Annotated in this window: 20 protein-coding genes; 11 read left to right on the top strand and 9 right to left on the bottom strand. The window is 70.2% G+C overall.

The window, feature by feature from the left end; genetic code table 11:
* Positions 1–8: 8 nt before the first annotated feature.
* The 3 genes from ACFPQ9_RS15225 to ACFPQ9_RS15215 all read right to left on the bottom strand — a co-directional run bounded on the left by ACFPQ9_RS15225 (position 9) and on the right by ACFPQ9_RS15215 (position 3,075).
* The gene (locus ACFPQ9_RS15225; RefSeq protein ID WP_380852912.1) at positions 9–1,007 is read right to left on the bottom strand and encodes a MerR family transcriptional regulator; all 999 of its coding nucleotides are present in this window, start codon (positions 1,005–1,007) and stop codon (positions 9–11) included.
* 3 nt (positions 1,008–1,010) lie between these two features.
* Complete coding sequence (locus ACFPQ9_RS15220; protein WP_380852909.1) at positions 1,011–1,679, bottom strand: HEAT repeat domain-containing protein; 669 nt, start codon at positions 1,677–1,679, stop codon at positions 1,011–1,013.
* 277 nt (positions 1,680–1,956) lie between these two features.
* Positions 1,957–3,075, bottom strand: coding sequence for a hypothetical protein (locus ACFPQ9_RS15215; RefSeq protein ID WP_380852906.1), 1,119 nt, complete (start codon positions 3,073–3,075; stop codon positions 1,957–1,959).
* 154 nt (positions 3,076–3,229) lie between these two features.
* Here ACFPQ9_RS15215 and ACFPQ9_RS15210 point away from each other — a divergent pair, with 154 nt between their 5' ends.
* On the top strand, positions 3,230–4,384 hold the full coding sequence (locus tag ACFPQ9_RS15210; protein ID WP_380852903.1) for a cystathionine gamma-synthase: 1,155 nt from the start codon (positions 3,230–3,232) through the stop codon (positions 4,382–4,384).
* Positions 4,385–4,430: 46 nt separating this feature from the next.
* On the opposite strand, the gene ACFPQ9_RS15205 is transcribed toward ACFPQ9_RS15210, so the two are convergent.
* From ACFPQ9_RS15205 to ACFPQ9_RS15195, 3 genes are all read right to left on the bottom strand, one after another.
* Positions 4,431–4,679 (bottom strand): hypothetical protein, encoded by a 249-nt coding sequence (locus tag ACFPQ9_RS15205; protein ID WP_380852900.1) that lies wholly within the window; start codon positions 4,677–4,679, stop codon positions 4,431–4,433.
* Positions 4,676–5,188, bottom strand: a complete 513-nt coding sequence (locus ACFPQ9_RS15200; RefSeq protein ID WP_380852897.1) for a sigma factor-like helix-turn-helix DNA-binding protein — start codon at positions 5,186–5,188, stop codon at positions 4,676–4,678. The genes ACFPQ9_RS15205 and ACFPQ9_RS15200 overlap by 4 nt, the downstream gene beginning before the upstream one ends.
* A 251-nt stretch (positions 5,189–5,439) precedes the next feature.
* Complete coding sequence (locus ACFPQ9_RS15195; RefSeq protein ID WP_380853900.1) at positions 5,440–5,946, bottom strand: MarR family winged helix-turn-helix transcriptional regulator; 507 nt, start codon at positions 5,944–5,946, stop codon at positions 5,440–5,442.
* Positions 5,947–6,109: 163 nt separating this feature from the next.
* On the opposite strand from ACFPQ9_RS15195, the gene ilvA reads away from it, so the two are divergent.
* The 3 genes from ilvA to ACFPQ9_RS15180 all read left to right on the top strand — a co-directional run bounded on the left by ilvA (position 6,110) and on the right by ACFPQ9_RS15180 (position 9,352).
* Positions 6,110–7,339 carry a threonine ammonia-lyase gene (gene ilvA, locus ACFPQ9_RS15190; RefSeq protein WP_380852894.1) on the top strand — a complete coding sequence of 410 codons (1,230 nt, stop codon included), beginning with the start codon at positions 6,110–6,112 and terminating at the stop codon, positions 7,337–7,339.
* 160 nt (positions 7,340–7,499) lie between these two features.
* Complete coding sequence (locus tag ACFPQ9_RS15185; RefSeq protein WP_380852891.1) at positions 7,500–8,498, top strand: ATP-binding cassette domain-containing protein; 999 nt, start codon at positions 7,500–7,502, stop codon at positions 8,496–8,498.
* Positions 8,495–9,352, top strand: coding sequence for an ABC transporter permease (locus tag ACFPQ9_RS15180; protein WP_380852889.1), 858 nt, complete (start codon positions 8,495–8,497; stop codon positions 9,350–9,352). The genes ACFPQ9_RS15185 and ACFPQ9_RS15180 overlap by 4 nt, the downstream gene beginning before the upstream one ends.
* An 80-nt stretch (positions 9,353–9,432) precedes the next feature.
* Here the strand turns inward: ACFPQ9_RS15180 and greA are convergent, their stop codons facing one another.
* Together greA and ACFPQ9_RS15170 are read right to left on the bottom strand one after the other, a co-directional pair.
* Positions 9,433–9,933 (bottom strand): transcription elongation factor GreA, encoded by a 501-nt coding sequence (gene greA, locus ACFPQ9_RS15175; protein WP_380852886.1) that lies wholly within the window; start codon positions 9,931–9,933, stop codon positions 9,433–9,435.
* A gap of 211 nt (positions 9,934–10,144) precedes the next feature.
* A complete protein-coding gene (locus ACFPQ9_RS15170) occupies positions 10,145–10,543 on the bottom strand; it encodes a DUF4307 domain-containing protein (protein ID WP_380852883.1) in 399 nt (132 codons plus the stop codon).
* Between the two features lie 169 nt (positions 10,544–10,712).
* Between ACFPQ9_RS15170 and mca the strand changes: the two genes are divergently transcribed.
* Positions 10,713–11,573, top strand: coding sequence for a mycothiol conjugate amidase Mca (mca, locus tag ACFPQ9_RS15165; RefSeq protein WP_380853898.1), 861 nt, complete (start codon positions 10,713–10,715; stop codon positions 11,571–11,573).
* Complete coding sequence (locus tag ACFPQ9_RS15160; RefSeq protein WP_380852880.1) at positions 11,566–11,823, top strand: hypothetical protein; 258 nt, start codon at positions 11,566–11,568, stop codon at positions 11,821–11,823. The genes mca and ACFPQ9_RS15160 overlap by 8 nt, the downstream gene beginning before the upstream one ends.
* 22 nt (positions 11,824–11,845) lie before the next feature.
* Here ACFPQ9_RS15160 and ACFPQ9_RS15155 read toward each other — a convergent pair whose 3' ends face one another.
* Positions 11,846–15,046, bottom strand: coding sequence for a tetratricopeptide repeat protein (locus tag ACFPQ9_RS15155; protein ID WP_380852877.1), 3,201 nt, complete (start codon positions 15,044–15,046; stop codon positions 11,846–11,848).
* 232 nt (positions 15,047–15,278) lie between these two features.
* Here ACFPQ9_RS15155 and ACFPQ9_RS15150 point away from each other — a divergent pair, with 232 nt between their 5' ends.
* From ACFPQ9_RS15150 to ACFPQ9_RS15130, 5 genes are all read left to right on the top strand, one after another.
* The gene (locus ACFPQ9_RS15150; RefSeq protein WP_380852874.1) at positions 15,279–17,312 is read left to right on the top strand and encodes a thioredoxin domain-containing protein; all 2,034 of its coding nucleotides are present in this window, start codon (positions 15,279–15,281) and stop codon (positions 17,310–17,312) included.
* 191 nt (positions 17,313–17,503) lie between these two features.
* Positions 17,504–18,793, top strand: coding sequence for a glycosyltransferase (locus ACFPQ9_RS15145; RefSeq protein ID WP_380852871.1), 1,290 nt, complete (start codon positions 17,504–17,506; stop codon positions 18,791–18,793).
* Positions 18,790–20,439, top strand: a complete 1,650-nt coding sequence (locus ACFPQ9_RS15140) for an ArnT family glycosyltransferase (protein ID WP_380852868.1) — start codon at positions 18,790–18,792, stop codon at positions 20,437–20,439. Before ACFPQ9_RS15145 ends, ACFPQ9_RS15140 begins: the two co-directional genes overlap by 4 nt.
* Complete coding sequence (locus ACFPQ9_RS15135) at positions 20,436–21,638, top strand: glycosyltransferase (protein WP_380852865.1); 1,203 nt, start codon at positions 20,436–20,438, stop codon at positions 21,636–21,638. Before ACFPQ9_RS15140 ends, ACFPQ9_RS15135 begins: the two co-directional genes overlap by 4 nt.
* A complete protein-coding gene (locus ACFPQ9_RS15130) occupies positions 21,635–24,049 on the top strand; it encodes a galactose oxidase-like domain-containing protein (RefSeq protein ID WP_380852862.1) in 2,415 nt (804 codons plus the stop codon). The genes ACFPQ9_RS15135 and ACFPQ9_RS15130 overlap by 4 nt, the downstream gene beginning before the upstream one ends.
* Positions 24,050–24,051 lie beyond the last annotated feature (2 nt).

Genomic DNA, 24,051 nt, shown 5'->3' with positions numbered 1-24,051 from the left:
GAGATACGTCAGCGTGCCTCACGTAGCCGAAGAAGGTACGTCGCGGTCAGCGCCACGGCGCGGTCCGTGTCCTGCGACAGGCCCATGAGGGCATGTGAGGCCGTGTCGCCCGGGATGTCCGCCAGCGACTGGGTCAGCCGTACGCGGGCCGACGCTTCGGTGGCGTCCTGGGCGAGACGGTCCACGAGCCCGGTGGCGATCCGGTCCGCCGTGGCGTCGTCGCCGGCCAGCACGCCGAGCGCATCGGCCGCGTCGGTGTCGTTCCTTCCGGCCACGATCATGTCGATGAGCGCCGGGACCGCGTCGGCCACGCCACGCGTCCCGAGCGCCAGAGCGGCATGGCCGCGGACCACGGCATCGGCGTGCGCGAGGGCGTCCCGCAGCGGGGCGGTGGGCTCGTCACCGGGCAGCTCGGCGAGAGACCGGACGGCACGCTCCCGGACCGCGGCCACCGGTGAGCCGAGGCCCTTCGCCAGCAATGCCGTGCCCTCGGCGCCCGAGCGGGCCAACGCCCAGCGAAGGGCTCCGGCGACATTCGGCTCCGGCTCCCTGAGCACCGCCTCGACCAGGGCCTCCACCGGCACCTCGTCGCCGGCGGCCAGAGCCGCGCGCTGACGTGCGGCAGGGCTCTTCGACCCCAGCGCCTGCAGGACCGCGACGACCTGGAGTACGTCCTCCCAGCCGGCGGGCTCCGCGGCATCGATCCGGCGCAGCCGTGTGAGCAGATCGGTCTCGGCCGCGATGCGTTCCCGCGTCTGCCGGATGAGGTCGTCGACCAGCGCCGAGGGTGTGAAGCCGGGATCGTCGAGCGCGCGCCCGATCTCCCGCAGCGACAGGCCCAGCGACCTCAGGCTCTCGATGTGGAAGATCCGCCGGATGTCCGCACCGGAGTACTCCCGATAGCCGGAGCCCGTACGCCCCGACGGCCGCAGCAGGCCGAGCGACTCGTAGTGCCTGAGCATCCGGGCACTGACCCCGGACCGTCGCGCCACCTCACCGATCAACACGTCCTACTGTCCCTCCCGGCCCGACCCGCCGAGCGCCACGGCACGCTTCGCCTCCTCGATCGCGCCCTCGAAACCGGCATCCGGATCCCGCAGCAGCCGCTGCGTGGCGAGCGCGTGCGTGCGCACCCGCCGGTCGGCGGCCGTCGTCGCGGCCCGCAGAGCCGGTACGACCACCTCGCCCAGCGCGACCAACGCCCGACTCAGACTCAGCTGTGTGTCCCGCCCGCCGCGCCCGAGCTGCGTCGCCAGCACCGCGGCCAGCTCGGGTTCCTCGCCCTCCGGCACGAGGACGACCGCGGCCCGCCACGCGCTCCGCGCCACCTCGTCGTCGGCGTCGGACAGCAGCGCCCGCGTGATCGCCGGCCACGCCCGCCGGTCCCCGATCTTGGACAGTGTGTGCAGCGCCTGACTCCGCGCCTGCGCACGCTCCGAGCGGACTTCGCGGAGCAGCCCCGGGAGCGTCACGGCCACCGGGTGACGGGTGAGCGCCCAGGTCAGCATGTCGCGTACGAAGAAGTCCGGCTCGACCGCGCACCGCTCGATGAGTTTGCCGACGAAGCCCGGATCGGGCGCGCTGCCGACCGCCAGAGCCGACCGCAGCCGCACGGACGAACGGCCGTCCTCCAGACCCTGGAGCGCACCCGTCGCATCCGTGTCCTGTCTCGTGGTCATCGGGACCACCTCCTCGGCAGGCAGTGAACGCCTTGTCACCGTGTCAAGGTCAAAGGCCCGCGAGGCGATGACTTCACTCCGGTGCGAGCGTGTGGCGCGCCATGATGTCGAAGAGCAGCTCCACACGACTTCGGACCCGGCCGTCCACGGTTCCCCGGACACACACGGACACCTCGTCGCCGTTCACGGATCGGGCGATCCGGAATCGACCCGATCACGCCCGACGAGGGGGTACGTGTACCAGTCCGAGGGCGGTCGGTCGTCGTCCCACGTCGGCTCAGTGCGGCAGTGTCGCCGGGCTGCCGCCGTTCGCCTCGTAACCCGCCACCGCCAGCGCGCGGTAGACCGCGAACTCCGCGGCGGGGTCGGCGGACAGCGTCCACGGGAGGGCGCCGACATGGCCGTCGACGTGTATCAGCTGGTCCATGGCCTCCGCCCAGCGCTCACCGCGAACCAGGAAGAAGACCAGCAGATGACGTACGTGCGCCAGCATCGGGTCGTCCGAGCGGGCCGAGTGCACCGCGAACAGCGCGCCGTGCATCGCCTTCGTCACGACCTCGCTCTGGTAGAAGCCGCTGACCAGGTTCACCTCGGGCAGGTGCTCGAAGACCGCGAAGAGCGGCATGGCGGCGAGCAGGGAGCCCTGGGGGGCGCGGGCCGCCGCCGCTTCCGCGAACTCGTTGGCCAGCTGACGCGAGCCGTGCCACTTCTCGCACCAGTAGTGCAGGGCCGCCAGGTGGGCGCCCATGTGGGCCGGGGCACGGTCCAGGATCTTCAGCCAGAGCTGCTCGAACTCCGGGCGGGGATAGGCCAGTCCACGGGCCACCGACAGCTCGATGATGTACGGGATCGGGTCACCGGGGGCCAGGAGGGCCGCCTCGCCGCAGGCCGACCTCGCCTCCTCCATGATGATCCGGAACTCGTCCGTGCCCGGAGTCGCCGTACGCCACGCCTGCTGCACCAGGAACTCCGCGTGCACGGCCGCGCCGCCCGCGTCCTTGGGTTGCTCGGTCCGCCACACCCGCAGCCACTGGCCGCCGGGCGCCTCGCTGACGCCGCCCGGGCGCTGCTGCAGCTCCAGCGCGGCGGCCCCGGCGAAGGCCTGGACCCGCTGCCAGCGCTTCTCGCCCTCCGCCTCGGTGCCGGCCAGGAGCTGTGAGGCCGCGCGGTAGTCCTGGGTGCGTTGCACCAGGTCCAGGACGTCCAGCAGGTCCTGGTCGGGGCCGGGCATGCGGATGTCCAGCTCCTCCTGCCGTACGAAGCCGTAGTTCGCCGGGTCCGCGGCGTCCGGGTGGCCCGGCGGGACCTGCTCGATCATGCCTCGCCTGCGGCGTATGAACGGCACCACGACAAAGCCGATCATGACCAGCGCGACCAGGACCCAGAGAATTTCCATGCCTCCAGCGTTCCAGACGCCGCCGACAAATGGCCAACGAGGTGGGGAGCCTGTGGAAAAAGGGTTCTGTGGGGGTGCGCCAAGCCCGGCCCGCGTTCGTCAGGTGATGCCGGCGTCAGGCATCAGGACCGTTCGCGCACTACGCTCGTTGCCCATGAGCGACAGGCACATCAGTCAGCACTTCGAGACCCTCGCGATCCACGCGGGCAACACCGCCGATCCCCTCACCGGCGCGGTCGTCCCGCCGATCTATCAGGTTTCGACCTACAAGCAGGACGGCGTCGGCGGCCTGCGGGGCGGCTACGAGTACAGCCGTAGCGCCAATCCGACCAGGACCGCCCTGGAGGAGAACCTCGCCGCCCTGGAGGGCGGCCGTCGCGGGCTTGCGTTCGCGTCCGGACTGGCGGCCGAGGACTGCCTGTTGCGTACGCTGCTCAGCCCGGGCGATCACGTGGTCATCCCCAATGACGCCTACGGCGGCACGTTCCGGCTGTTCGCCAAGGTCGTAGCCCGGTGGGGGGTGGAGTGGTCGGTCGCGGACACCAGCGATCCGGCCGCCGTGCGGGCCGCCATCACCCCGAAGACCAAGGTCGTCTGGGTGGAGACCCCCTCCAACCCGCTGCTCGGCATCACCGACATCGCCGCCGTCGCGCAGATCGCCCAGAGCGCGGGCGCGAAGCTGGTCGTCGACAACACCTTCGCCACGCCGTATCTCCAGCAGCCGCTGTCGCTGGGCGCGGACGTGGTGGTGCACTCGCTGACCAAGTACATGGGCGGTCACTCGGACGTCGTCGGCGGAGCGCTGATCGTCGGTGACTCCGATCTGGGCGACGAACTGGCCTTCCACCAGAACGCCATGGGCGCGGTCGCCGGGCCCTTCGACTCCTGGCTGGTGCTGCGCGGCACCAAGACGCTGTCGGTGCGCATGGACCGGCACAGCGAGAACGCCACGAAGATCGCCGACATGCTGACCCGGCACGCGCGCGTGACGCGTGTGCTGTACCCGGGCCTGCCCGAGCACCCCGGTCACGAGGTCGCCGCCAAGCAGATGAAGGCGTTCGGCGGCATGGTGTCCTTCCAGGTCACGGGCGGGGAGGAAGCCGCAGTCGAGGTCTGCAACCGGGCCAAGGTGTTCACGCTCGGCGAGTCCCTGGGCGGCGTCGAGTCCCTCATCGAGCACCCGGGCCGCATGACCCATGCCTCGGTGACCGGCTCGGCCCTCGAAGTGCCCGCCGACCTCGTTCGTCTGTCCGTGGGCATCGAGAACGTCGACGATCTGCTGGAAGACCTTCAGCAGGCGCTCGGCTAGAGAGCGGGCCCTGAAGAACTGGAGGGCGAGCCCTGAAGAAGGGGCTTCACCAGCCCGTCAGGGGTGGAGTCGTCTCCGACGGCGGCTCCACCCAGGGGCGGGCCATCAGCGCCCACACCACGAACGCCACCGTCGCCGCGAACAGCAGCAGGTACATCAGCCGTAGGGTGATCTTCCTGCGGCGCAGCATGTGGCCGCCGCGTCGGACGACCTCCGCGTACAGTTCGGGCGGCACCGACGGCGGCGTGTGCTCCATGATCTGCCGGGCGGCCCCTTCCCGTTGGGCGCGGTTCACGGTGACACCGCCTTCGCCCCCAGCACGGCCGGTGCGGGTCCGCGCGGCGGATGCAGCAGCGTCGCCGTCGCCCGGTCGCAGATCGTGTGGACGCGCTCCCTGGGCAGGCCGAGCAGCGCGGCCGTCTGCTCCTCGGCCACCCCCTCGTACAGCCGCAGGACCAGGATCAGACGTTCCTGCGGAGTGAGGCTCGCGAGCGGGCCGGCGGCGTGGGTGCGTGAGCGGCCCAGGGCGCCCAGGCCGCCGTACTGGTGCCAGGCGGCGCGGGAGAAGCGGGTCGCCAGGTACTGGCGGGTGCGGTCGTAGGGGTCCTCGCCGCGCAGCCGGTCCCAGTACGCGTATGTGTGCGCGAGGGACAGCGTCAGCAGGCGCCGCGCGCGCGGGTTGTCCTCCCGCGGCTCCGCCGTGAGCAGGGTGGCGGCATGCAGCAGCCGCCCGGCCGCGCCCGCGACGAAGGCCTCGAACTCCCGGTCCCGGCGGGCGTCCTGGACCGCCTTGCGTCGTCCCACCGCCCCTCCCGCCTGACCGCGCTCCGAGGAACCGGTCCCCGGCCCCGCGCGTGACGCGACGGTCGCGCACGAGGAGGACCCGGTTTCATATGAGGCCAGCGACGGCCCGGGGTCAAGAGCCGGGAGCGGATCATCCGTGCACGCGCGCGTGCCGGTCGTGGAGCGCGGGCTGCACGCGTGCGTGCCGTTCGGGGAGTGCGGGCCCGCCTCGGACGGCCGCAGGGCGCGCTCGCGCGTTCCGCCGGTCCGGCTCAGGACCCCGGATTCGGCTCCGTGCCCGCGATTCCCTGCGCCGCCATCCGTGAGGAGAGCGCGACGTTGAAGCGGGTGAGGAGCGCGCAGAACGTCTCGCGCTCCTCCGGTGCCCAGTCGTGCGTCAGCTCGGCCATCAACTGACGTCGCGACGATCGCACTTCCTCCAGCCGCGACTGCCCGCGCGGCGACAGCTGGAGCACCACCGCCCGTCCGTCCTCGGGGTGCGAGGTCCGCTTGACGAGCCCCGTGTCGACGAGCGGTGCCACCTGCCGGGTGACCGTCGACGAGTCGATCCCCATGCTCGCGGCGAGCGCCTTGACCCCCATGGGGCCTTCCTTGTCGAGGCGGTTGAGCAGCAGGTATGCGGCGCGGTCCATGGAGTTGCGCACCTGCCCGACACCACCGAGCCGGGTCTGTTCGGCACGGCGGGCGAACACCGCCACCTCGTGCTGCAGCGTGTCGAGGAGACCGCTGTCAGCGACGGTCGTCATGTCCATCGACATTTCAGGTGTTGTGGGCATGGCCGGGGGCTCACTTCATGAAGGGGGTGCTGGGTTGGGGGACAGGGTACGCGGCCCGGGGGCGGGGTGTACCGGCGCTGCGGAAACCCATCTCGGTGCTTGGTCACACCCGGGCCTTGCGCCTGTGAACTGCGAGACTTGTGTCATGAGCTACCGCACGGCTGACTCCTTGCCTCCCGTCACGCTCGACGACGTACGGGGCGCCCAGAAGATGCTCACGGGCGTGGCGCGGGTGACGGCGATGGAGGGCAGCAGGCACCTGTCCCAGCTGGTGGGTGCGCCGGTGCACCTCAAGTGCGAGAACCTCCAGCGGACGGGGTCGTTCAAGCTGCGCGGCGCGTACGTACGGATCGCGGGGCTGCTTCCGGAGGAGCGCGCGGCGGGGGTCGTCGCGGCGAGCGCCGGCAATCACGCGCAGGGTGTCGCGCTGGCGTCGTCGCTGCTCGGCGTGCGTTCGACGGTGTTCATGCCGAAGGGTGCGCCGCTGCCGAAGATCAGTGCGACGCAGGACTACGGCGCCGAGGTGCGCCTGCACGGGCAGGTGGTCGACGAGACGCTGGCGGCGGCGCAGGAGTACGCGGCCGAGACGGGCGCGGTGTTCATCCACCCCTTCGACCATCCCGACGTCATCGCAGGTCAGGGCACGGTCGGCCTGGAGATCCTCGAACAGTGCCCGGAGGTGCGCACGATCGTCGTCGGCATCGGTGGTGGCGGGCTCGCGGCGGGTATCGCGATGGCGGTGAAGTCACTGCGGCCCGATGTGCGCATCGTGGGTGTGCAGGCGGCCGGCGCCGCGGCGTACCCGCCCTCGCTCGCCGCCGGGCACCCGGTCGCCGTCGACAACCCGGCGACGATGGCCGACGGCATCAAGGTCGGCAGGCCCGGTGACGTGCCGTTCCGGATCATCGGCGATCTGGTGGACGAGGTCCGCACGGTCTCCGAGGACGAGCTGGCCACCGCCCTGCTGCTGTGCCTGGAGCGGGCCAAGCTGGTCGTCGAGCCGGCCGGGGCGAGCCCGGTCGCGGCGCTGCTGAGCGACCCGGGCGACTTCGAAGGCCCGGTCGTCGCGGTGCTGTCCGGCGGGAACGTCGACCCGGTGCTGCTGGAGCGCGTCCTGCGGCACGGCATGGCCGCGCAGGGCCGCTACCTGGCCGTACGCCTGCGGTTGACGGACCGGCCGGGTGCGCTCGCGACGCTTCTCGGGGTGTTGTCAGTGGTGGACGCTAACGTCCTCGATGTGAGTCACGTACGGACCGATCCACGGCTCGGACTCACGGAGGCGGAGGTCGAGCTGCACCTGGAGACGAAGGGCCCCGTGCACTGCGTCGAGGTCGGCCAAGCCCTGCGCGAGGCGGGCTACACGGTCATCGACTGAGGGCGAAAGCCCAGGTCGGAAGCCCTTTGTCACTCATTCGGGCAAGTCCATTGAGAGACGCGATACATCGCGTTATGGTGTGTCTCGTAAATCCGCAGCTGAGACGAACGAAAAGTGCAAACCTGTTCTTCCGAAGCTTCCCGATGACGTGGAGACTCATATGCCAGGCGCCATCTATGCCGAAGGCCTGGTGAAGACCTTCGGCGACGTAAGGGCTCTGGACGGCGTGGACCTCGATGTCCCCGAGGGCACCGTCCTGGGTCTGCTCGGGCCGAATGGCGCGGGCAAGACGACGGCCGTCCGCTGCCTGACGACCCTGCTGCAACCGGACAGCGGCTCGGCGGTCGTCGCCGGCATCGATGTCCTGAAGAACCCCGACGCCGTCCGCCGCTCCATCGGCCTGTCCGGCCAGTTCGCCGCGGTCGACGAATACCTCACCGGCCGCGAGAACCTCCAGATGGTCGGCCAGCTCTACCAGATGAAGGCGAAGGCGGCCAAGGCCCGCGCGGGCGAGCTGCTGGAGCAGTTCGACCTCGCCGACGCCGCCGACCGGACCGCGAAGACCTACTCCGGAGGCATGCGGCGCCGACTCGACCTCGCGGCGGCCCTGGTGGTCTCACCTCCCGTGATGTTCATGGACGAGCCGACCACCGGCCTCGACCCCCGCAACCGCCAACTGCTGTGGGAGGTCATCAAGCAACTGGTCTCGGGGGGCACGACCCTGCTGCTGACCACCCAGTACCTCGAAGAGGCCGACCACCTCGCGCACGACATCGCCGTCGTCGACCACGGCCATGTCATCGCCAAGGGCACCTCCGACCAGCTCAAGGCCCGCACCGGCGGCGAGCGCGTCGAGGTCGTGGTGCACGAGCGCGACGACATACAGGCCGCTTCGGAAGTACTGCACGGCTTCGGCAAGGGCGAGACCACGGTCGAGGACCACATGCGCAAGCTCACCGTGCCCGTGACCGGCGGCGCCAAGCTGCTCGCCGAGGTCATCCGGGAGCTCGACACCCGCGGTATCGAGATCGACGACATCGGGCTGCGCCGCCCCACCCTCGACGACGTGTTCCTGTCCCTGACGGGCCACCTCGCGGAGGTCAAGAACGAGGAGAACGGCAAGCAGGACAGCCGCGAGAAGAAGGAGGCCGCGAAGTGAGCGCCGTCACCGACGCCGTGCGGGTCGCCCCGGCCACGAACCCGTTCAGCCAGTCCGTCCGGGACTCGATGGTCGTTGCGAAACGCAATTTGATTCGCATGTCCCGGATTCCGGAGATGATCATCTATGGGCTGATTCAGCCCATTATGTTCGTCGTGCTGTTCACCTATGTCTTCGGCGGCTCCATGCAGATCGGCAACAGCACCAGCGCCGCCGACTACAAGAACTTCCTCATGGCGGGCATCTTCGCGCAGACCGTCACCTTCGCCACCGCAAGCTCCGGCGCGGGCATCGCCGACGACATGCACAAGGGTCTGATCGACCGTTTCCGCTCGCTGCCCATGGCGCGCGGCGCGGTGCTGACCGGGCGGACCTTCGCCGACTCCGTGCAGACGGCGCTGACGCTGGTCGTGCTGGCCGTGGTCGCGCTGCTGGTCGGCTGGCGGGTGGGCTCGGACGGCAGCACCAACGCCGGCAGGGTGCTGGGCGCCTTCGGCCTGCTGCTTCTGCTCGGATACGCGTTCACCTGGATCGGCGCCCTGATCGGTATGTCCGTGAAGACCCCCGAAGCGGCCACGTCCAGCGGGCTGATCTGGCTGTTCCCGGTGACGTTCATCTCGAACGCGTTCGTGGACACCAGCCACATGACCCCGTGGCTGCGGCACATCGCCGAGTGGAACCCGTTCAGTGCCACCGTGCAGGCCTGTCGGGTGCTGTTCGCCAATCCGGGCCAGTCGCAGTCGGACGCGTGGCCCATGCAGCACCCGGTGTGGGCCTCACTGATCTACTCGGTCCTGATCATCATCGTGTTCCGCACCCTGGCGGTACGGAAGTACCGCTCCGCGACCGCATGACGAGGCCCCCGGCGCCGTAAGGCGGCCGGGGGCTCGTGGAAGACCGGTGCTGAAGGTCCTGGGGGCGGCCTCAGGCGGCGTCAGCCGTTGTAGGGCTCGGCCTTGAGGATCTTCACCGAGGCCGTCTTGCCGTTCGGCAGCTCGTACTCGGCGTCCTCGCCGACCTTGTGGCCGATCACGCCGGAGCCCAGCGGGGACTGCGGCGAGTACGTCTCGATGTCGGAGCTCGCGTACTCGCGCGAGGCGAGCAGGAAGGTCATCGTGTCGTCCTCGTCACCGTCGAAGGCGATCGTCACGACCATGCCGGGCGCCACCGCACCGTCCGCGGACGCCGGCGCCTCGCCGACCTGGGCGTTCTCCAGGAGCTGGGTCAGCTGGCGCACACGGAGCTCCTGCTTGCCCTGCTCCTCCTTGGCCGCGTGGTACCCGCCGTTCTCGCGCAGGTCGCCCTCCTCGCGCGCGGCCGCGATCTTGGCGGCGATCTCCGTGCGCGCAGGACCAGACAGGTACTCCAGCTCGGCCTTGAGCTGGTTGTACGCCTCCTGGGTCAGCCAGGTGACGTTCTCGCTGGTCTGGGTCACAGGTGCTCCTCGTCGGTACTGGGAATACAAAGCATCGCCCTACCCAGAAGGATGTTCCCTCATGGATGGGCGAAACCACGAGCCTAACAATTCAAAGGCCGAAGGGGGAGGACATAAGCCATCAGAATCACATCAACGCAGGTCAGCGCCTACGCATTGCGGACCGATCCGGTCGATGTCGGCCAAGCTCGGTCGGATTCGGGCGGTCGGATCAGTCGGAGTGGCAGCCGAGCAGTTCGGCCGTCGTCCCCTGGGACGTCGTACGCAGCGTGACGACCTTGTCGATCCGGGTGGCGTCGCCGTCGAAGCGGAAGTCGGCCCGGCCCACCTCGGCACCGTTCTCCGCCTGGGAGCGCACGGTGCAGTAGCCGGAGGCGCCGGCGTCCTTGCGGACCTCCAGATGCACCTTCACGGCGTCCTTCTGGGCGTCGAACTCGATCACCTCGGCGCTGATCTTGTTCTGGCCGACGTAGTAGTAGGCGAAATAGCCGATCAGCGCCAGCAGCAGTACCCCGAGGACACCGCCGACGATCTTCAGCGTGCGGTCGGCGCGCGCGTCCGAGGAACGGCCGTAGCGGCCCTCGGGCAGCCGCGTGCTCGCCGTGCTCATGATCGTCCTCTCCGCCGGGGCGGGACCGATGTCCGGAAAGAGGGGCCTGGGGGCCGTACCCCGGAATTATCCGCCCTCCGATTCGGTCACTATAGAAGCCGCCGATAGCACCGGGGCACACCGGGGCGCCGACTACGAGGATTGAGTCTTGACTGACCAGCTGCGACTGATGGCCGTCCACGCCCACCCCGACGACGAGTCGAGCAAGGGCGCGGCCACCATGGCGAAGTACGTGTCCGAGGGGGTGGACGTGCTGGTCGTGACCTGCACGGGCGGGGAGCGCGGCTCCATCCTCAATCCGAAGCTCCAGGGCGACAAGTACATCGAGGAGCACATCCACGAGGTACGCAAGAAGGAGATGGACGAGGCCCGCGAGATCCTCGGGGTCAAGCAGGAGTGGCTCGGCTTCGTCGACTCCGGCCTGCCCGAGGGCGACCCGCTGCCGCCGCTGCCGGAGGGCTGTTTCGCCCTGGAGGACGTCGACAAGGCGGCCGGTGAGCTGGTGAAGCAGATCCGTTCGTTCCGTCCGCAGGTGATCACCACCTATGACGAGAACGGCGGCTACCCGCACCCCGACCACATCATGACCCACAAGATCTCGATGGTCGCCTTCGAGGGCGCGGCGGACGCCGAGAAGTACCCGGAGGCGGAGTTCGGCCCGGCGTACCAGCCGCGGAAGCTCTACTACAACCAGGGCTTCAACCGCCCCCGCACCGAGGCGCTGCACAACGCGCTGCTGGAGCGCGGTCTGGAGTCGCCGTACGGGGACTGGCTCAAGCGCTGGAGCGAGTTCGAGCGCACCGAGCGCACGCTGACCACGCATGTGCCGTGTGCGGAGTTCTTCGAGATCCGCGACAAGGCCCTGATCGCCCACGCCACCCAGATCGACCCCGACGGCGGCTGGTTCAAGGTCCCGATGGAGATCCAGAAGGAGGTCTGGCCGACGGAGGAGTACGAGCTGGCGAAGTCCCTCGTCGATACCTCCCTCCCCGAGGACGACCTCTTTGCGGGCATCCGCGACAATGCCTGACATGAGCGCAAGCGCAAGCCTGGCAATGACACAGCTCGCCACCCTCGCCAAGGAGGTGGACGAGGACAAGGTCACCCCCGGCGTCCTCGGTTTCGTCGTCTTCGCGGTGATGGCACTGGCGGTCTGGGGCCTGATGAAGTCCATGAACCGCCACATGAACAGGGTCGAGTTCACGGAGGCCCCGGATCCGAAGGCAGATTCCGGGGACTCCGCCGAAGCGACCGGCGCGGCGAAGCCGCAGCAGGGCTAGCGCGGACAGCCCCCGGCGCACATCAGTGCCGGGCGGCCGTCGCCACTCCCATCACCTCGCGTGCGTGGCGGTTCGGCACCATGCCGAGCCGCCAGGCCTGCCAGCCCTCCTCCAGGTTCACACCGCGCTCCAGCAGCAGCTGGAACGCCTCGACATAGCCGTCCAGCTTGGTGTCGCGCAGGAGGTGACCGGTGTGGGAGAGCTGGGCCAGTTCCTCCTGGGCCACCGCCGTGCCGACCTCCACCCCGCCGGGGGCGGCGTACGGCAGCAGGGTGCCGCGCAGGAAGCGCGCCCAGTCGTCGCCGCGGCGGTCGCCGTACGACGCGAACAGACCGATCGCCTCGTCGCACAGCCCCAGCGCCTGCTGGGTGCGGGTGTTCCCGGCGTCCACCACCGCCAGCTCCAGGCAGGTCCATGCCTCGCCGTGTGCGACGCCGATGCGCTGGAAGTCGGCGCGGGCGTCGACCAGCAGCTGGCGGGCGAATCCGGAGTTGCGCAGGGAGCCCGTCTGCGCGGCCCGCTGGTCGCGGGTCACCCGGGCCGAGTGGTGCCGGGCGCAGGCGAGCCCGTACACGTCGCGCATCCGCGAGAACATCGTCCGCGAGCGTTCCAGCTCGCGTACCGCGAGGTCGAGGTTGCCCGTCTCCTCCAGGGCCTGGCCCAGGTAGTACAGGGACCACGCCTCGCCGCGCGCGTCCTCGTTGTCACGGTGGCGTGCGGCCGCCTGGCGCAGGCCGTCCACGGCCGGGGACGGATCGCCGGCGACCAGCCGGGCCCGGGACAGCTGGGTCAGGGCCCAGGCCTCGCCGCGGGCGTCGCGGGTGCGGCCGTACAGCTCCAGGGCCGCCCGTAGATCTTCGTCCGCGCGCGGTACGTCGCCCATCCGCAGGCCCAGCTGGCCCAGCTGGAAGTGGGCCCATGCCTCGCCGTGCAGGGACTCGCCGGCCCGGTGCAGGGACAGGGACTCGGTGAGCAGGTCCAGGGACTCGGCGACACGGCCCCGGTCGCGTTCCACCGCCGCCAGCGCATGCATCGTCCAGGCGCGGTCCGTCGCCAGCTCGGGCGCCGACTGGAGGTCCATGGCCTCACGGAGCTTCGTGGCCGCTTCGGTGAGGTTGCCCTGGTGGTGCAGGGTGATGCCCAGCGAGCACAGAGCACGGGCCGCTCCCGCGTCGTGCTGGGCCTCCATGTAGAGGTCGACCACCGAGGTCAGGGTCGCGCGGGCCTTGTCGAGTTCGCCGAGCTGACGGGCCGCGATGCCGGTGCGCCACTGCACCGAGCGGACCAGCAGCCCCTTGTCCACGGCCTGCGCGAGCTCGCTGATCTCGCCGAGGCGGTAGAGGTCGCCGCGCAGCAGGCAGTAGTCGCACAGGGCGCCCAGCAGGTTCAGCACCGCCGCCTGGTTGGCGTCCTCCGCGTGTCTGAGGGCCGCCGTGATGAAGCTCGACTCGTCGTCGAGCCAGCGCAGCGCGTCGTCCAGCGATGTGAAGCCGTGCGGGCCGAAGCGGTCCGAGCGGGTCGACATGTTGCCGTCGACCAGCCGCAGCACCGAGTCGGCGAGATCGGCGTAGTTCACGATCAGCCGTTCCTGCGCCGCCGTGCGCTCCGCGGGCTCCTCCTCGTCGAGGAGGCGGGCCTGGGCGAAGGCGCGGACCAGGTCGTGCAGGCGGTAGCGGTTGCCGCGGACATGGTCGATCAGGCCCGACCGGGACAGTGCCTCCAGGTGCCGGGTCGCCTCCGCCTCGTCGGTGGCCAGCAGCGATGCGGCCGCTGCCGCGCCCAGCGAGGCCCGGCCCGCCAGCGCGAGCCGGCGCAGCAGGCGCCGCGCCGCATCCGACTGGTCGGTGTAGCGCAGCCACAGCACCCGCTCGATCGGCTCCACCGGGCCGTACGCGCCCAGGTCCGTCGCCAGTGTGCGCGGTGAGCGCGGGCCCAGTGAGGAGCCCGCGACGCGCAGCGCGAGCGGCAGGCCGCCGCACAACTGCCGGATCCGGTCGGCCGATTCGGCGTCGTAGGGGCCCGAGGAGTCCTGGGCCGCCGCGGCCAGCAGCTCCTCGGAGCCGGCCGCGTCCAGTGCCTCCACCGGGAGGTGGTGCACCCAGGCGGCGAGGTCGGAGGGCAGGTCGAGGGGTTCGCGGGCGGTGACCAGGACCAGGCTGTCGGAGCGCTCGGGGACGAGGGTGCGGACCTGCCGGGCGTCCGAGGCGTCGTCCAGGACGACCGTGACCGGCAGGCCGGTGAGGTGTTGGTGGTAGAGGTCGCTGAGCCGCTTGACCTGCTGGTCCGCCGATGAGCGCTCACGGAAGAGGAGTTGCTCGCGCGGGGCGCCCAGCCGGTTCAGCAGATGCAGCAGCGCGTCTCTCGTCGACAGCGGAGGCTCCTCCGCGGTGTCGCCGCGCAGGTCCACCACGCACGCACCCCGGAACTGGTCCTTCAGCTCGTGGGCCGCACGGATCGCCAGTGCGGTACGGCCGCTGCCGGGCGGGCCGTGCAGCACGACGACCGTCGGCCTGGTCTCCGTACTGGCGCGTGCCGCCTGCACCCACTGCCCGATGCGGGCCATCTCCTGCCGACGGCCCGCGAACGGACCGATCGGCTCGGGGAGTTGGCCGAACGACTGCTCCAGCACACTGCGCCCCCGGGCCGCCGCGCTCTTGTCCGCGCCCTTCAGCCTCGGCCCCGCCTGCTTCGGGCCGGTGGACGCGCTGAGCACCCGCTGCTGGTCGAGGAAGGGCCGGATGCCGCGGACCTCCAGCGCGGTCAGCCACTGCAGACGCAGCTGCTGTGGGCCGCCGGGCTGGCCGACGGCGCCCGCGCGGTGGTGCGCGGCGGGCAGATGCGTGCCGGCCACCTTCACGACCGTCGCCGCCGCGCCGACGACGCCCACGGTCACCCCCGCGCCCACCGCGGTGCTGGTGCCGGTGCCGAGCGCCAGGTCGGAGACGATGGCCGCGACCGCGGCCACGGCGGCCACCATCAGCGGCGTACCGCCGCCCTCCCGCGCGAACCGCTGGCCGAACGTCAGCCGGCCGGCCTCCGCCTCGTCCAGTGCGCGCGTATACGCCTCGTACTCCTCGGCCGCCGCCTGCGCCATGGAGTCCAGTGCCCCGCGCGCCCGCGACAGCAGCACCTGTCCGTCGATACGGCCGCCCGAGCGCCGCACCTCCTCCTCCACGGCCCGGGCCAACAGCCGCTCGGCATCGGTCCGATGGCTGTCCCGCATATGGCGTCCCCCTCCGGCGGCAACTGGCTCTCCGGGTCCCTTCCCGGATTTCCGTCGGTCAAGTCCGCTGCGCACGAGGCGCCGCGGGGAGAGGGCCGGGGGCGGTGAGGCAAGGGCGGAGGAAGGGTGCCCGCGGGGGTGGCATCCGGTGGTCGGCGGGAACGGCGGCACGTCGGCGCACAGAACCATGTGCTGTGCGGTGTATCGCGGGTACTGCGGCAGGATGGACCCCATGCCGAACCGACTGGCTCACGAGACGTCCCCCTATCTGCTCCAGCACGCGGACAACCCGGTCGACTGGTGGCCGTGGTCGGCCGAGGCCTTCGAGGAGGCCCGCAAGAGCGACAAACCGGTCCTGCTCAGTGTCGGTTACAGCAGCTGTCACTGGTGCCACGTCATGGCGCACGAGTCCTTCGAGGACCAGGAGACCGCCGATTACCTCAACGCCCACTTCGTCAACATCAAGGTGGACCGCGAGGAGCGCCCCGATGTCGACGCCGTCTACATGGAGGCCGTCCAGGCGGCCACCGGCCAGGGCGGCTGGCCCATGACGGTGTTCCTCACCCCCGGCGCCGAGCCCTTCTACTTCGGCACCTACTTCCCGCCCGCCCCCCGCTCCGGCATGCCGTCCTTCCGTCAGGTCCTTCAGGGCGTGAGCGCCGCCTGGACCGACCGGCGCGACGAGGTCGCCGAGGTCGCCGGGAAGATCGTGCGGGATCTCGCCGGGCGGGAGATCTCCTACGGCGGTCCCGAGGCCCCGGGCGAGCAGGAGCTGGCGCAGGCACTGCTCGGGCTCACCCGGGAGTACGACCCGCAGCGGGGCGGATTCGGGGGCGCACCCAAGTTCCCGCCGTCCATGGTGATCGAGTTCCTGCTGCGGCATCACGCGCGCACCGGCGCCGAGGGTGCGTTGCAGATGGCCCAGGACACCTGCGAGCGGATGGCCAGGGGCGGGATCTACGACCAGCTCGGGGGCGGGTTCGCGCGCTACTCCGTCGACCGGGACTGGGTCGTGCCGCACTTCGAGAAGATGCTGTACGACAACGCCCTGCTGTGCCGGGCCTACGCCCACCTCTGGCGTGCCACCGGCTCCGAGCTCGCCCGGCGCGTCGCCCTGGAGACCGCCGACTTCATGGTGCGTGAACTGCGCACCGACGAGGGCGGGTTCGCCTCCGCGCTCGACGCCGACAGCGACGACGGGACCGGCAAGCACGTCGAGGGCGCGTACTACGTGTGGACGCCGGAGCAGTTGCGCGAGGTCCTCGGCGACGACGACGCCGACCTCGCGGTGCGGTACTTCGGCGTGACGCGGGAGGGCACCTTCGAGCACGGCTCCTCCGTCCTCCAGCTCCCGCAGCAGGACGAGCTGTTCGACGCCGAGAGGATCGCGTCGATCCGTGAGCGTCTGCTCCAGCGGCGCGCGACGCGCCCCGCGCCCGGCCGGGACGACAAGATCGTCGCCGCCTGGAACGGCCTGGCCATCGCCGCCCTCGCCGAGACCGGCGCCTACTTCGACCGTCCCGACCTGGTGGACGCGGCCCTCGGCGCCGCCGACCTCCTCGTCCGGCTGCACCTCGACGAGCAGGCCCGTATCGCCCGTACCAGCAAGGACGGCCAGGTCGGCGCGAACGCGGGCGTGCTGGAGGACTACGCCGATGTCGCCGAGGGCTTCCTCGCGCTGGCGTCCGTCACCGGCGAGGGCGTCTGGCTGGAGTTCGCCGGGTTCCTGCTGGACCATGTGCTCGCCCGGTTCGTGGACGACGAGTCCGGCGGGCTCTACGACACCGCCGCCGACGCCGAGCGGCTGATCCGCCGTCCGCAGGACCCCACCGACAACGCCGCCCCCTCGGGGTGGAGCGCGGCGGCCGGCGCGCTGCTGAGCTACGCCGCCCAGACCGGCGCCGAGCCCCATCGCACCGCCGCCGAACGGGCGTTGGGCGTCGTGAAGGCCCTGGGTCCGCGTGTGCCCCGCTTCATCGGCTGGGGGCTCGCGGTCGCCGAGGCGAACCTCGACGGGCCGCGTGAGGTCGCGGTGGTCGGGCCGAGTCCGACTGACGAGGGCACAAAAGCTCTGCACCGTACGGCGCTTCTGGGCACCGCCCCGGGCGCAGTCGTGGCCATGGGGACTCCGGAGAGTGACGAGTTTCCGCTCCTCGCCGACCGGCCGCTGCAGCAGGGTGAACCCGCCGCCTATGTCTGCCGCAACTTCACCTGTGACGCCCCGACCACGGATCCCGACCGGCTGCGCACCGCGCTGAGCAGGTGAAACACCCGCCATAACGGGGCACTTACGCAAGCTGTGTTCGAATCGTTCACTCTCGGGTCTCGTTGTGATGAAACGCGCTCTTCATCAAAACAGCCTGCGGACTTCACAGATCCCACTTAATCTCTGCACAGTGCCGCGACAGGTGTAACTCACCGTCGCGCCAGGGGGCATTGGGGATCTGGGGGGATCTGTTGCTGACGTCTGTCTTCATAGCCGTCGTCTCGCTGGCCTTGTTCTGGATGGCGGCTTTCACCCTGTGGTGGCAGATGCACGCGTGGCGTACGCCCGAAGTGCTCGCCTCCACCCGGTTCAGCAGACCGGACGGGGACGAGCATGTGTCGTTCTCGCTGCTGCTTCCGGCACGGCACGAACAGGCCGTGCTGGACCACACCATCCAGCGACTGCTGGAGTCCACACACACCGACTTCGAGATCATCGTCATCGTCGGGCACGACGACCCGGAGACCACCGAGGTCGCCGAGAAGGCCGCCTCGCGTGATCCGCGCGTGCGCGTGGTCGTCGACACCCACGAGAAGAAGAACAAGCCGAAGGCCATGAACACGGCGCTGCCGCACTGCCGCGGCGACGTCGTCGGGGTCTTCGACGCCGAGGACCAGGTCCACCCGGAGCTCCTCGCGCATGTCGACCACGCGTTCCGCACGACCGGAGCGGATGTCGTCCAGGGCGGCGTCCAGCTGATCAACTTCCACTCCAGCTGGTACAGCCTGCGCAACTGCCTGGAGTACTTCTTCTGGTTCCGTTCGCGGCTCCATCTGCACGCGCAGAAGGGGTTCATCCCGCTCGGCGGCAACACCGTCTTCGTACGCACCGATGTGCTGCGCGAGGCCGACGGCTGGGACCCCAACTGCCTCGCCGAGGACTGCGACCTGGGCGTCCGTCTCTCCAGCGTCGGCAAGAAGGTCGTCGTCGCCTACGACTCCGACATGGTGACCAAGGAGGAGACGCCCGGCAGTCTGATGTCGCTGCTGAAGCAGCGCACCCGCTGGAACCAGGGCTTCCTCCAGGTCTACCGGAAGAAGGACTGGAAGCAACTGCCCACCTTCGGACAGCGGTTGCTCGCCCGGTACACGCTCATGACGCCGTTCATGCAGGCCTTCACCGGGCTCATCATCCCGCTCAACATCGCGATCGCCGTGTTCCTCGACGTTTCCGTGACCGTCGCCTTCATCACCTTCCTGCCGGCCGTCACCGCGCTCGTCACCTTCGTCTTCGAGGTCGTCGGACTGCACGACTTCGGCAAGCAGTACGGGCTGCGCGTCCGCTTCGTCCACTACCTGAAGCTGATCGTGGGCGGCCCCTTCTACCAGGTGCTCCTCGCCGGGGCCGCCGTCCGCGCCGTGTGGCGTGAGCAGCGCGGTCAGAACGACTGGGAGCTGACCAGCCACGTCGGCGCGCATCTCGCCGATGCCGAAGCCGGTGCCGGAACGACCCGAGACCTCCGAGAGGACGTCCCCGCGTGACCTCCACCCTTCCCGCGGTGACCACTCCGAAGGTCCCCGCGCAGAGACAACCTGTCCCGGCGGAGCGTTCGACGGGTCGAACGCCGCCGCCGCTCCGTCTCCGCTCCTCCCGCCCCGACCTGATCCTGTGCGGTGTACTCCTCGTCGCGATCCTCGTCGTCCAGGGCTGGAACATCGCCGACTACCCGACCCTCAGCGACGACGAGGGCACCTATCTCGCCCAGGCCTGGGCGGTCCAGGAGGGCCGGGGTCTCGCCCACTACACCTACTGGTACGACCACCCGCCGCTCGGCTGGATCCAGCTCGCCCTGCTGACCTGGATACCGGCCGCGCTCAGCCCCGAGTCGATGACCGTCGGCACCATGCGCGCCGCGATGCTGGTCATCAGCGCGATCAGCGCGGTCCTGGTCTACGTCATCGGACGGCGGCTGTCGCTGCCGCGCTGGGCGGCCGGACTCGGCATGGTCCTGTTCGGCCTGTCGCCGCTGTCGGTCGTGCTCCAGCGGGAGATCTTCCTCGACAACCTCGCGGTGATGTGGACACTGCTCGCGTTCGCCCTCGCCGCCTCGCCGAGCCGGCACCTGTGGCACCACTTCGGCGCCGGAATCGCGGCCGCGACGGCCGTACTGACCAAGGAGACGATGCTCTTCGTCCTCCCCGCGGTCCTCATCACCATGTGGCGGCACAGCCACCGCGACACCCGCAAGTTCGCCCTCACCGGCGCGGTCACCGCGTGCGCGCTGATCGGCCTGTCGTACCCCCTGTTCGCGCTGCTGAAGGGCGAACTCATGCCGGGCAGCGGGCATGTCTCGCTCTGGGACGGCATCAAGTACCAGATGACCAGACCCGGTTCGGGCTTCATCCTCGACCAGGGATCGGGCTCGTGGGGCGTCCTGCAGTCCTGGCTCTACTACGACCGTGTCCTCATCGTCGGCGGCCTCGCGGGCGGCCTGCTGCTCCTGGTGACCTGGCGCTGGTCGGTCACCGCCCGCGCCCTGGCCGGACCGTCGTTCGCGGTGGTCATCCTCGCGCTGGTGGCCATGCGCCCCAGCGGCTATCTGCCCGCCATGTACGTCATCCAGGCACTGCCGTTCCTCGCCCTGGTCCTCGCCGGCGGCACCGCCTCCGTCGCCCACGCCGTGCTGCGGCGATGGCGGTCCGAGGCCGAGCACCGGTATCTGACCGGCGGACGGTACGCGCTCGCCGCCGTCCTCGCGATCGCGGCCGGTGCGTACGTCGTCCCGCGCTGGTACGACGGCGACCGCACCGCCGTCACCGCCGACGCCAACGCGCCCTACCAGGCCGCCTCCAAGTGGCTGTCCACCGAGGTGGCGGACCCCGAGGACACCCGCGTCCTCGTCGACGACGCGCTCTGGCTGGACCTGGTGCACGCCGGGTACAAGCCAGGGCTCGGCGTCATCTGGTTCTACAAGGCCGACCTCGACCCGGCCGTGACCAAGACCATGCCGCGCGGCTGGAAGGACCTCGACTACGTCGTCGCCTCCCCGACGGTCCGGCGCGACGCGGTCGACCTGCCCAACGTCAAGGCGGCCATCGAACACTCGAGGACGGTCGCCGTCTTCGGCAGCGGCGAGGACCGCATCGAGATCCGCCAGATCCAGACAGCCGCCGGAGGCGTGCGATGACCCACGAGTACACCGCCCCCGGAGAGCTGGGCGATCCGTCCGTAGAGGCCGTGGAAGTGCCCGAGCCGGGCGCCGTCACCATCGTCGTGCCGACCTTCAACGAGTCGGCGAACGTACGGCAGTTGCTGCACCAGATCACCGAGTCGGTACCGTCCCGGCTGCCCTGCGAGGTCGTCTTCGTGGACGACTCCAGCGACGACACCCCGCAGGTCATCAAGGAGGCCGCGCAGGACTGCCCGTTCCCGGTCACCGTCATCCACCGGGACGAACCCGTCGGCGGGCTCGGCGGCGCCGTCGTCGAGGGGATGAAGGCGGCCGGGTCGGACTGGATCGTCGTGATGGACGGCGACTGCCAGCACCCGCCGTCCCTGGTCCCGGAGCTGGTGGCCACCGGCGAGCGCGCGAACGCCGGGCTCGTCGTCGCCTCCCGGTACATCAAGGGCGGCAGCCGGGCCGGGCTCGCGGGCAGCTACCGCGTGGCCGTGTCGCGGCTGGCGACCTGGCTGACGAAGTCCCTCTTCCCGCGCAGGCTGCACGGCATCAGCGATCCGATGAGCGGCTTCTTCGCGATCCGCCGCAGCGACATCACCGCGGAGGCGCTCAAGCCGCTCGGCTACAAGATCCTGCTGGAGCTGGCGGTCCGCAGCCGTCCGCGCAGGGTCACCGAGGTGCCGTTCGTCTTCCAGGAGCGGTTCGCGGGGGAGTCCAAGTCCACCGCGGCGGAGGGGCGGCGCTTCCTGCGCCACCTCGCCGGGCTGCGCACGGCCGACCCGCTGTCCCGGATGGTGGTGTTCGGGCTGATCGGGCTCACCGGGTTCGTGCCGAACCTGGCCGCGCTGTGGGCGATGACGCAGGCGGGGCTGCACTACCTCCCCGCGGAGATCGTCGCCAACCAGTTCGGCGTGGCCTGGAACTTCCTGCTCATCGAGAAGCTGCTGTTCCGCGACCGGCGGCAGCATCGGCACTGGGCCGACCGCACGATCCGGTTCGCGCTGCTCGCCAACGCCGACCTGGTGCTGCGCATCCCGCTGATCGCGCTGCTGGTGGGCCAGTTCGGCCTCGCCGTGCTGCCCGCGACCGCGCTGGCCCTGGTCATCACGTTCGTCCTGCGCTTCGTCGGAACCGAAGCGCTGGTCTATCTGCCGCGCCGTCGTTCAGGTCGGCGGCACGGGAGCCGCACCGCAAGGAGAGCCGCATGAAAAAGCGCCTCGTCGGCACACATCGAAGAAGGACCGCACTGGTCGGGGTGGGCGCCCTGACCGCCGGTCTGCTCCTCACCTCGCCCCAGTCCGCCTCCGCCGCCAACCTCGTCAAGAACCCCGGCTTCGAGACCGCCGGCACCGACGACATGCCCTACTGCTGGAAGAAGTCCGGCTGGGGCGACAACGACTTCACCTTCGAGACCGTGGCCGACGCCCACTCGGGCTCCAAGGCCATGAAGGTCACGCTGACCCGCCGGGTCGAGGGCGACCGCAAGGCGCTCATCACCGAGTCCGCCGAGTGCGCGCCGGTCGTCACCCCGGGCAAGCAGTACGACCTGGGGCTCTGGTACAAGTCGACCACCCCCGACACCTCGGTCACCCTCTTCCGGCACGACGCGACGGCGGGCTGGCAGTACTGGACCGACCTCAAGACCCTGGAGATGGCCGGGAGCTGGACCGAGGCGACGGTCCGCACGCCCGAGGTGCCCGCCGGCACCGACCGGATCGCCTGGGGCGTCTCCGTCTACGGCACCGGCTCCGTCACCACCGACGACTACACGATGGACCAGGTCGCCGACGCCGTCCCGGACCCGGTGTGCACGGGCACGGCCGAGGAGTGCGCCAACGGCCGCTGGGACGTGCTGCCCACCCAGAACCCGGTCCGCTCCATGCACTCCGTCGTCCTCAACAACGGCAAGGTGCTGCTGATCGCGGGCTCCGGCAACAGCGAGCAGATGTTCGAGGCGGGCACGTTCACCAGCGCGGTCTACGACCCCGAGAACGGCACGTACAAGCAGATCCCCACGCCGAAGGACATGTTCTGCGCCGGGCATGTGCAGCTGCAGGACGGCCGTGTGCTCGTGATGAGCGGCAACAAGGGCTATCCGTCGGCCGACGGCACGATCGGCTACCAGGGCTACAAGGACTCGTACATCTTCGACCCGGTCACCGAGACCTACAGCAAGACCAACGACATGAACGACGGCCACTGGTACCCGTCGGCCACCGTCCTCGGCAACGGTGACGTGATCTCCTTCGGCGGTCTGAAGGAGGACTCCACCGGCTCGGTCACCGCCGAGCTGTGGTCGGACGCCGAGCAGAAGTGGCTGGAGCTCTGGAAGGTCAACCAGACCTGGTCGTACTGGGGCCTGTACCCGTCGATGATCCTGATGCAGGACGGCCGCCTCTTCTACTCCGGCAGCCATGTCTTCGGCAACAACATCCCCGGCACGGGTTCGGCGATCTACGACTACGGCGCCAACACGGTCACCCAGATCCCGGGCCTGCAGAACAAGGACGAGCGCGACCAGTCCGCCAGCGTGCTGCTGCCCCCGGCCCAGGACCAGAAGGTCCTCACCATCGGCGGCGGCAACATCGACTCCAACCCGGACGCGAACCGCCTCACCGACGTCATCGACCTCAAGCAGCCCAACCCGTCCTACGTGGCCGGACCGCCGCTCCCGCAGGGCACCGTCGACCTCGGCGGCGGCAAGGTCCCGCAGACCGGCAACCAGGGCAAGATGTACGTCTCCGCGGTGCTCCTGCCCGACGGCAAGGTCCTGGAGACGGGCGGCGCCCTGCACAACCGGGCCGACCCCGTGTACGAGTCGTCGATCTACGACCCGGCGACGGGCACCTTCGACCCGGTGGCGGCGGACCCGGAGGAGCGCGGCTACCACTCGTCCGCCTTCCTGCTCCCCGACGGCCGCGTCATGGCGACCGGCGACAACCCGGGCAACGGCAGCTGGAACCACGACGTGTCGATCTACACCCCGCCCTATCTCCTCAAGGGCGAGCGCCCGACGATCACTTCGGTGATCGACACGGAGTGGACGTACGGCGACACCCAGCGGATCACCGTCGACCGCCCCATCGCCAAGGCCGAACTGATCCGTCCGGCCGCGGTGACCCACTCCTCGGACCCCAACCAGCGGTTCGTGGATCTGCCCCTCTCCGTCGACGGCGACAACATCGACCTCAACGTCACGAGCAACCCCAACCTGGCCCCGCCCGGCTGGTACATGCTCTTCGCGGTGGACGCGAACGGGGTGCCGTCGGTGGCCAAGTGGGTTCACCTGCAAGGCCCTTCGGCCCTGAGCGCCACGGAGGCCCACGTCCACGACTTCGCCGACGACCTCAAGGGCAAGGTCACCGGCCCCGGCAAGAAGCGCACCTCGCAGAAGGTCAGCCCGACCGTCTCCGGCTGCGACCGCCACTACGGCTCCGTCAACGTCTGCGTCCCGACGGACTTCCCGCCGACCGTGAAGGCGACGACGAAGTCCCGCTGCGACTGGCTGAAGAAGAACGACTACGGCCGCCTGAAGGTCAACGGCAAGGACGACCCGCTGCGGCTGGACCCGAACAGGGACGGGACCGCCTGTGGAAAGGGTGATGTGAGCAGGCGTTAGTC

This window comes from Streptomyces coerulescens, from assembly GCF_042657965.1.
Taxonomy (GTDB): domain Bacteria; phylum Actinomycetota; class Actinomycetes; order Streptomycetales; family Streptomycetaceae; genus Streptomyces; species Streptomyces coerulescens.
The sequence above is the reverse complement of the archived record's forward strand: the minus strand, read 5'-3'. Positions and strand labels throughout refer to the sequence as shown.

What these genes read in the sequence shown, in the direction of transcription:
- ACFPQ9_RS15215 (WP_380852906.1), bottom strand. Translation starts at nt 3,075, where the DNA reads ATGGAAATTCTCTGGGTCCTGGTCGCGCTGGTCATGATCGGCTTTGTC.
- ilvA (WP_380852894.1), top strand. Translation starts at nt 6,110, where the DNA reads ATGAGCTACCGCACGGCTGACTCCTTGCCTCCCGTCACGCTCGACGAC.
- ACFPQ9_RS15210 (WP_380852903.1), top strand. Translation starts at nt 3,230, where the DNA reads ATGAGCGACAGGCACATCAGTCAGCACTTCGAGACCCTCGCGATCCAC.
- ACFPQ9_RS15220 (WP_380852909.1), bottom strand. Translation starts at nt 1,679, where the DNA reads ATGACCACGAGACAGGACACGGATGCGACGGGTGCGCTCCAGGGTCTG.
- mca (WP_380853898.1), top strand. Translation starts at nt 10,713, where the DNA reads ATGGCCGTCCACGCCCACCCCGACGACGAGTCGAGCAAGGGCGCGGCC.
- ACFPQ9_RS15195 (WP_380853900.1), bottom strand. Translation starts at nt 5,946, where the DNA reads ATGTCGATGGACATGACGACCGTCGCTGACAGCGGTCTCCTCGACACG.
- ACFPQ9_RS15160 (WP_380852880.1), top strand. Translation starts at nt 11,566, where the DNA reads ATGCCTGACATGAGCGCAAGCGCAAGCCTGGCAATGACACAGCTCGCC.
- ACFPQ9_RS15130 (WP_380852862.1), top strand. Translation starts at nt 21,635, where the DNA reads ATGAAAAAGCGCCTCGTCGGCACACATCGAAGAAGGACCGCACTGGTC.
- ACFPQ9_RS15170 (WP_380852883.1), bottom strand. Translation starts at nt 10,543, where the DNA reads ATGAGCACGGCGAGCACGCGGCTGCCCGAGGGCCGCTACGGCCGTTCC.
- ACFPQ9_RS15155 (WP_380852877.1), bottom strand. Translation starts at nt 15,046, where the DNA reads ATGCGGGACAGCCATCGGACCGATGCCGAGCGGCTGTTGGCCCGGGCC.
- ACFPQ9_RS15150 (WP_380852874.1), top strand. Translation starts at nt 15,279, where the DNA reads ATGCCGAACCGACTGGCTCACGAGACGTCCCCCTATCTGCTCCAGCAC.
- ACFPQ9_RS15135 (WP_380852865.1), top strand. Translation starts at nt 20,436, where the DNA reads ATGACCCACGAGTACACCGCCCCCGGAGAGCTGGGCGATCCGTCCGTA.
- ACFPQ9_RS15185 (WP_380852891.1), top strand. Translation starts at nt 7,500, where the DNA reads ATGCCAGGCGCCATCTATGCCGAAGGCCTGGTGAAGACCTTCGGCGAC.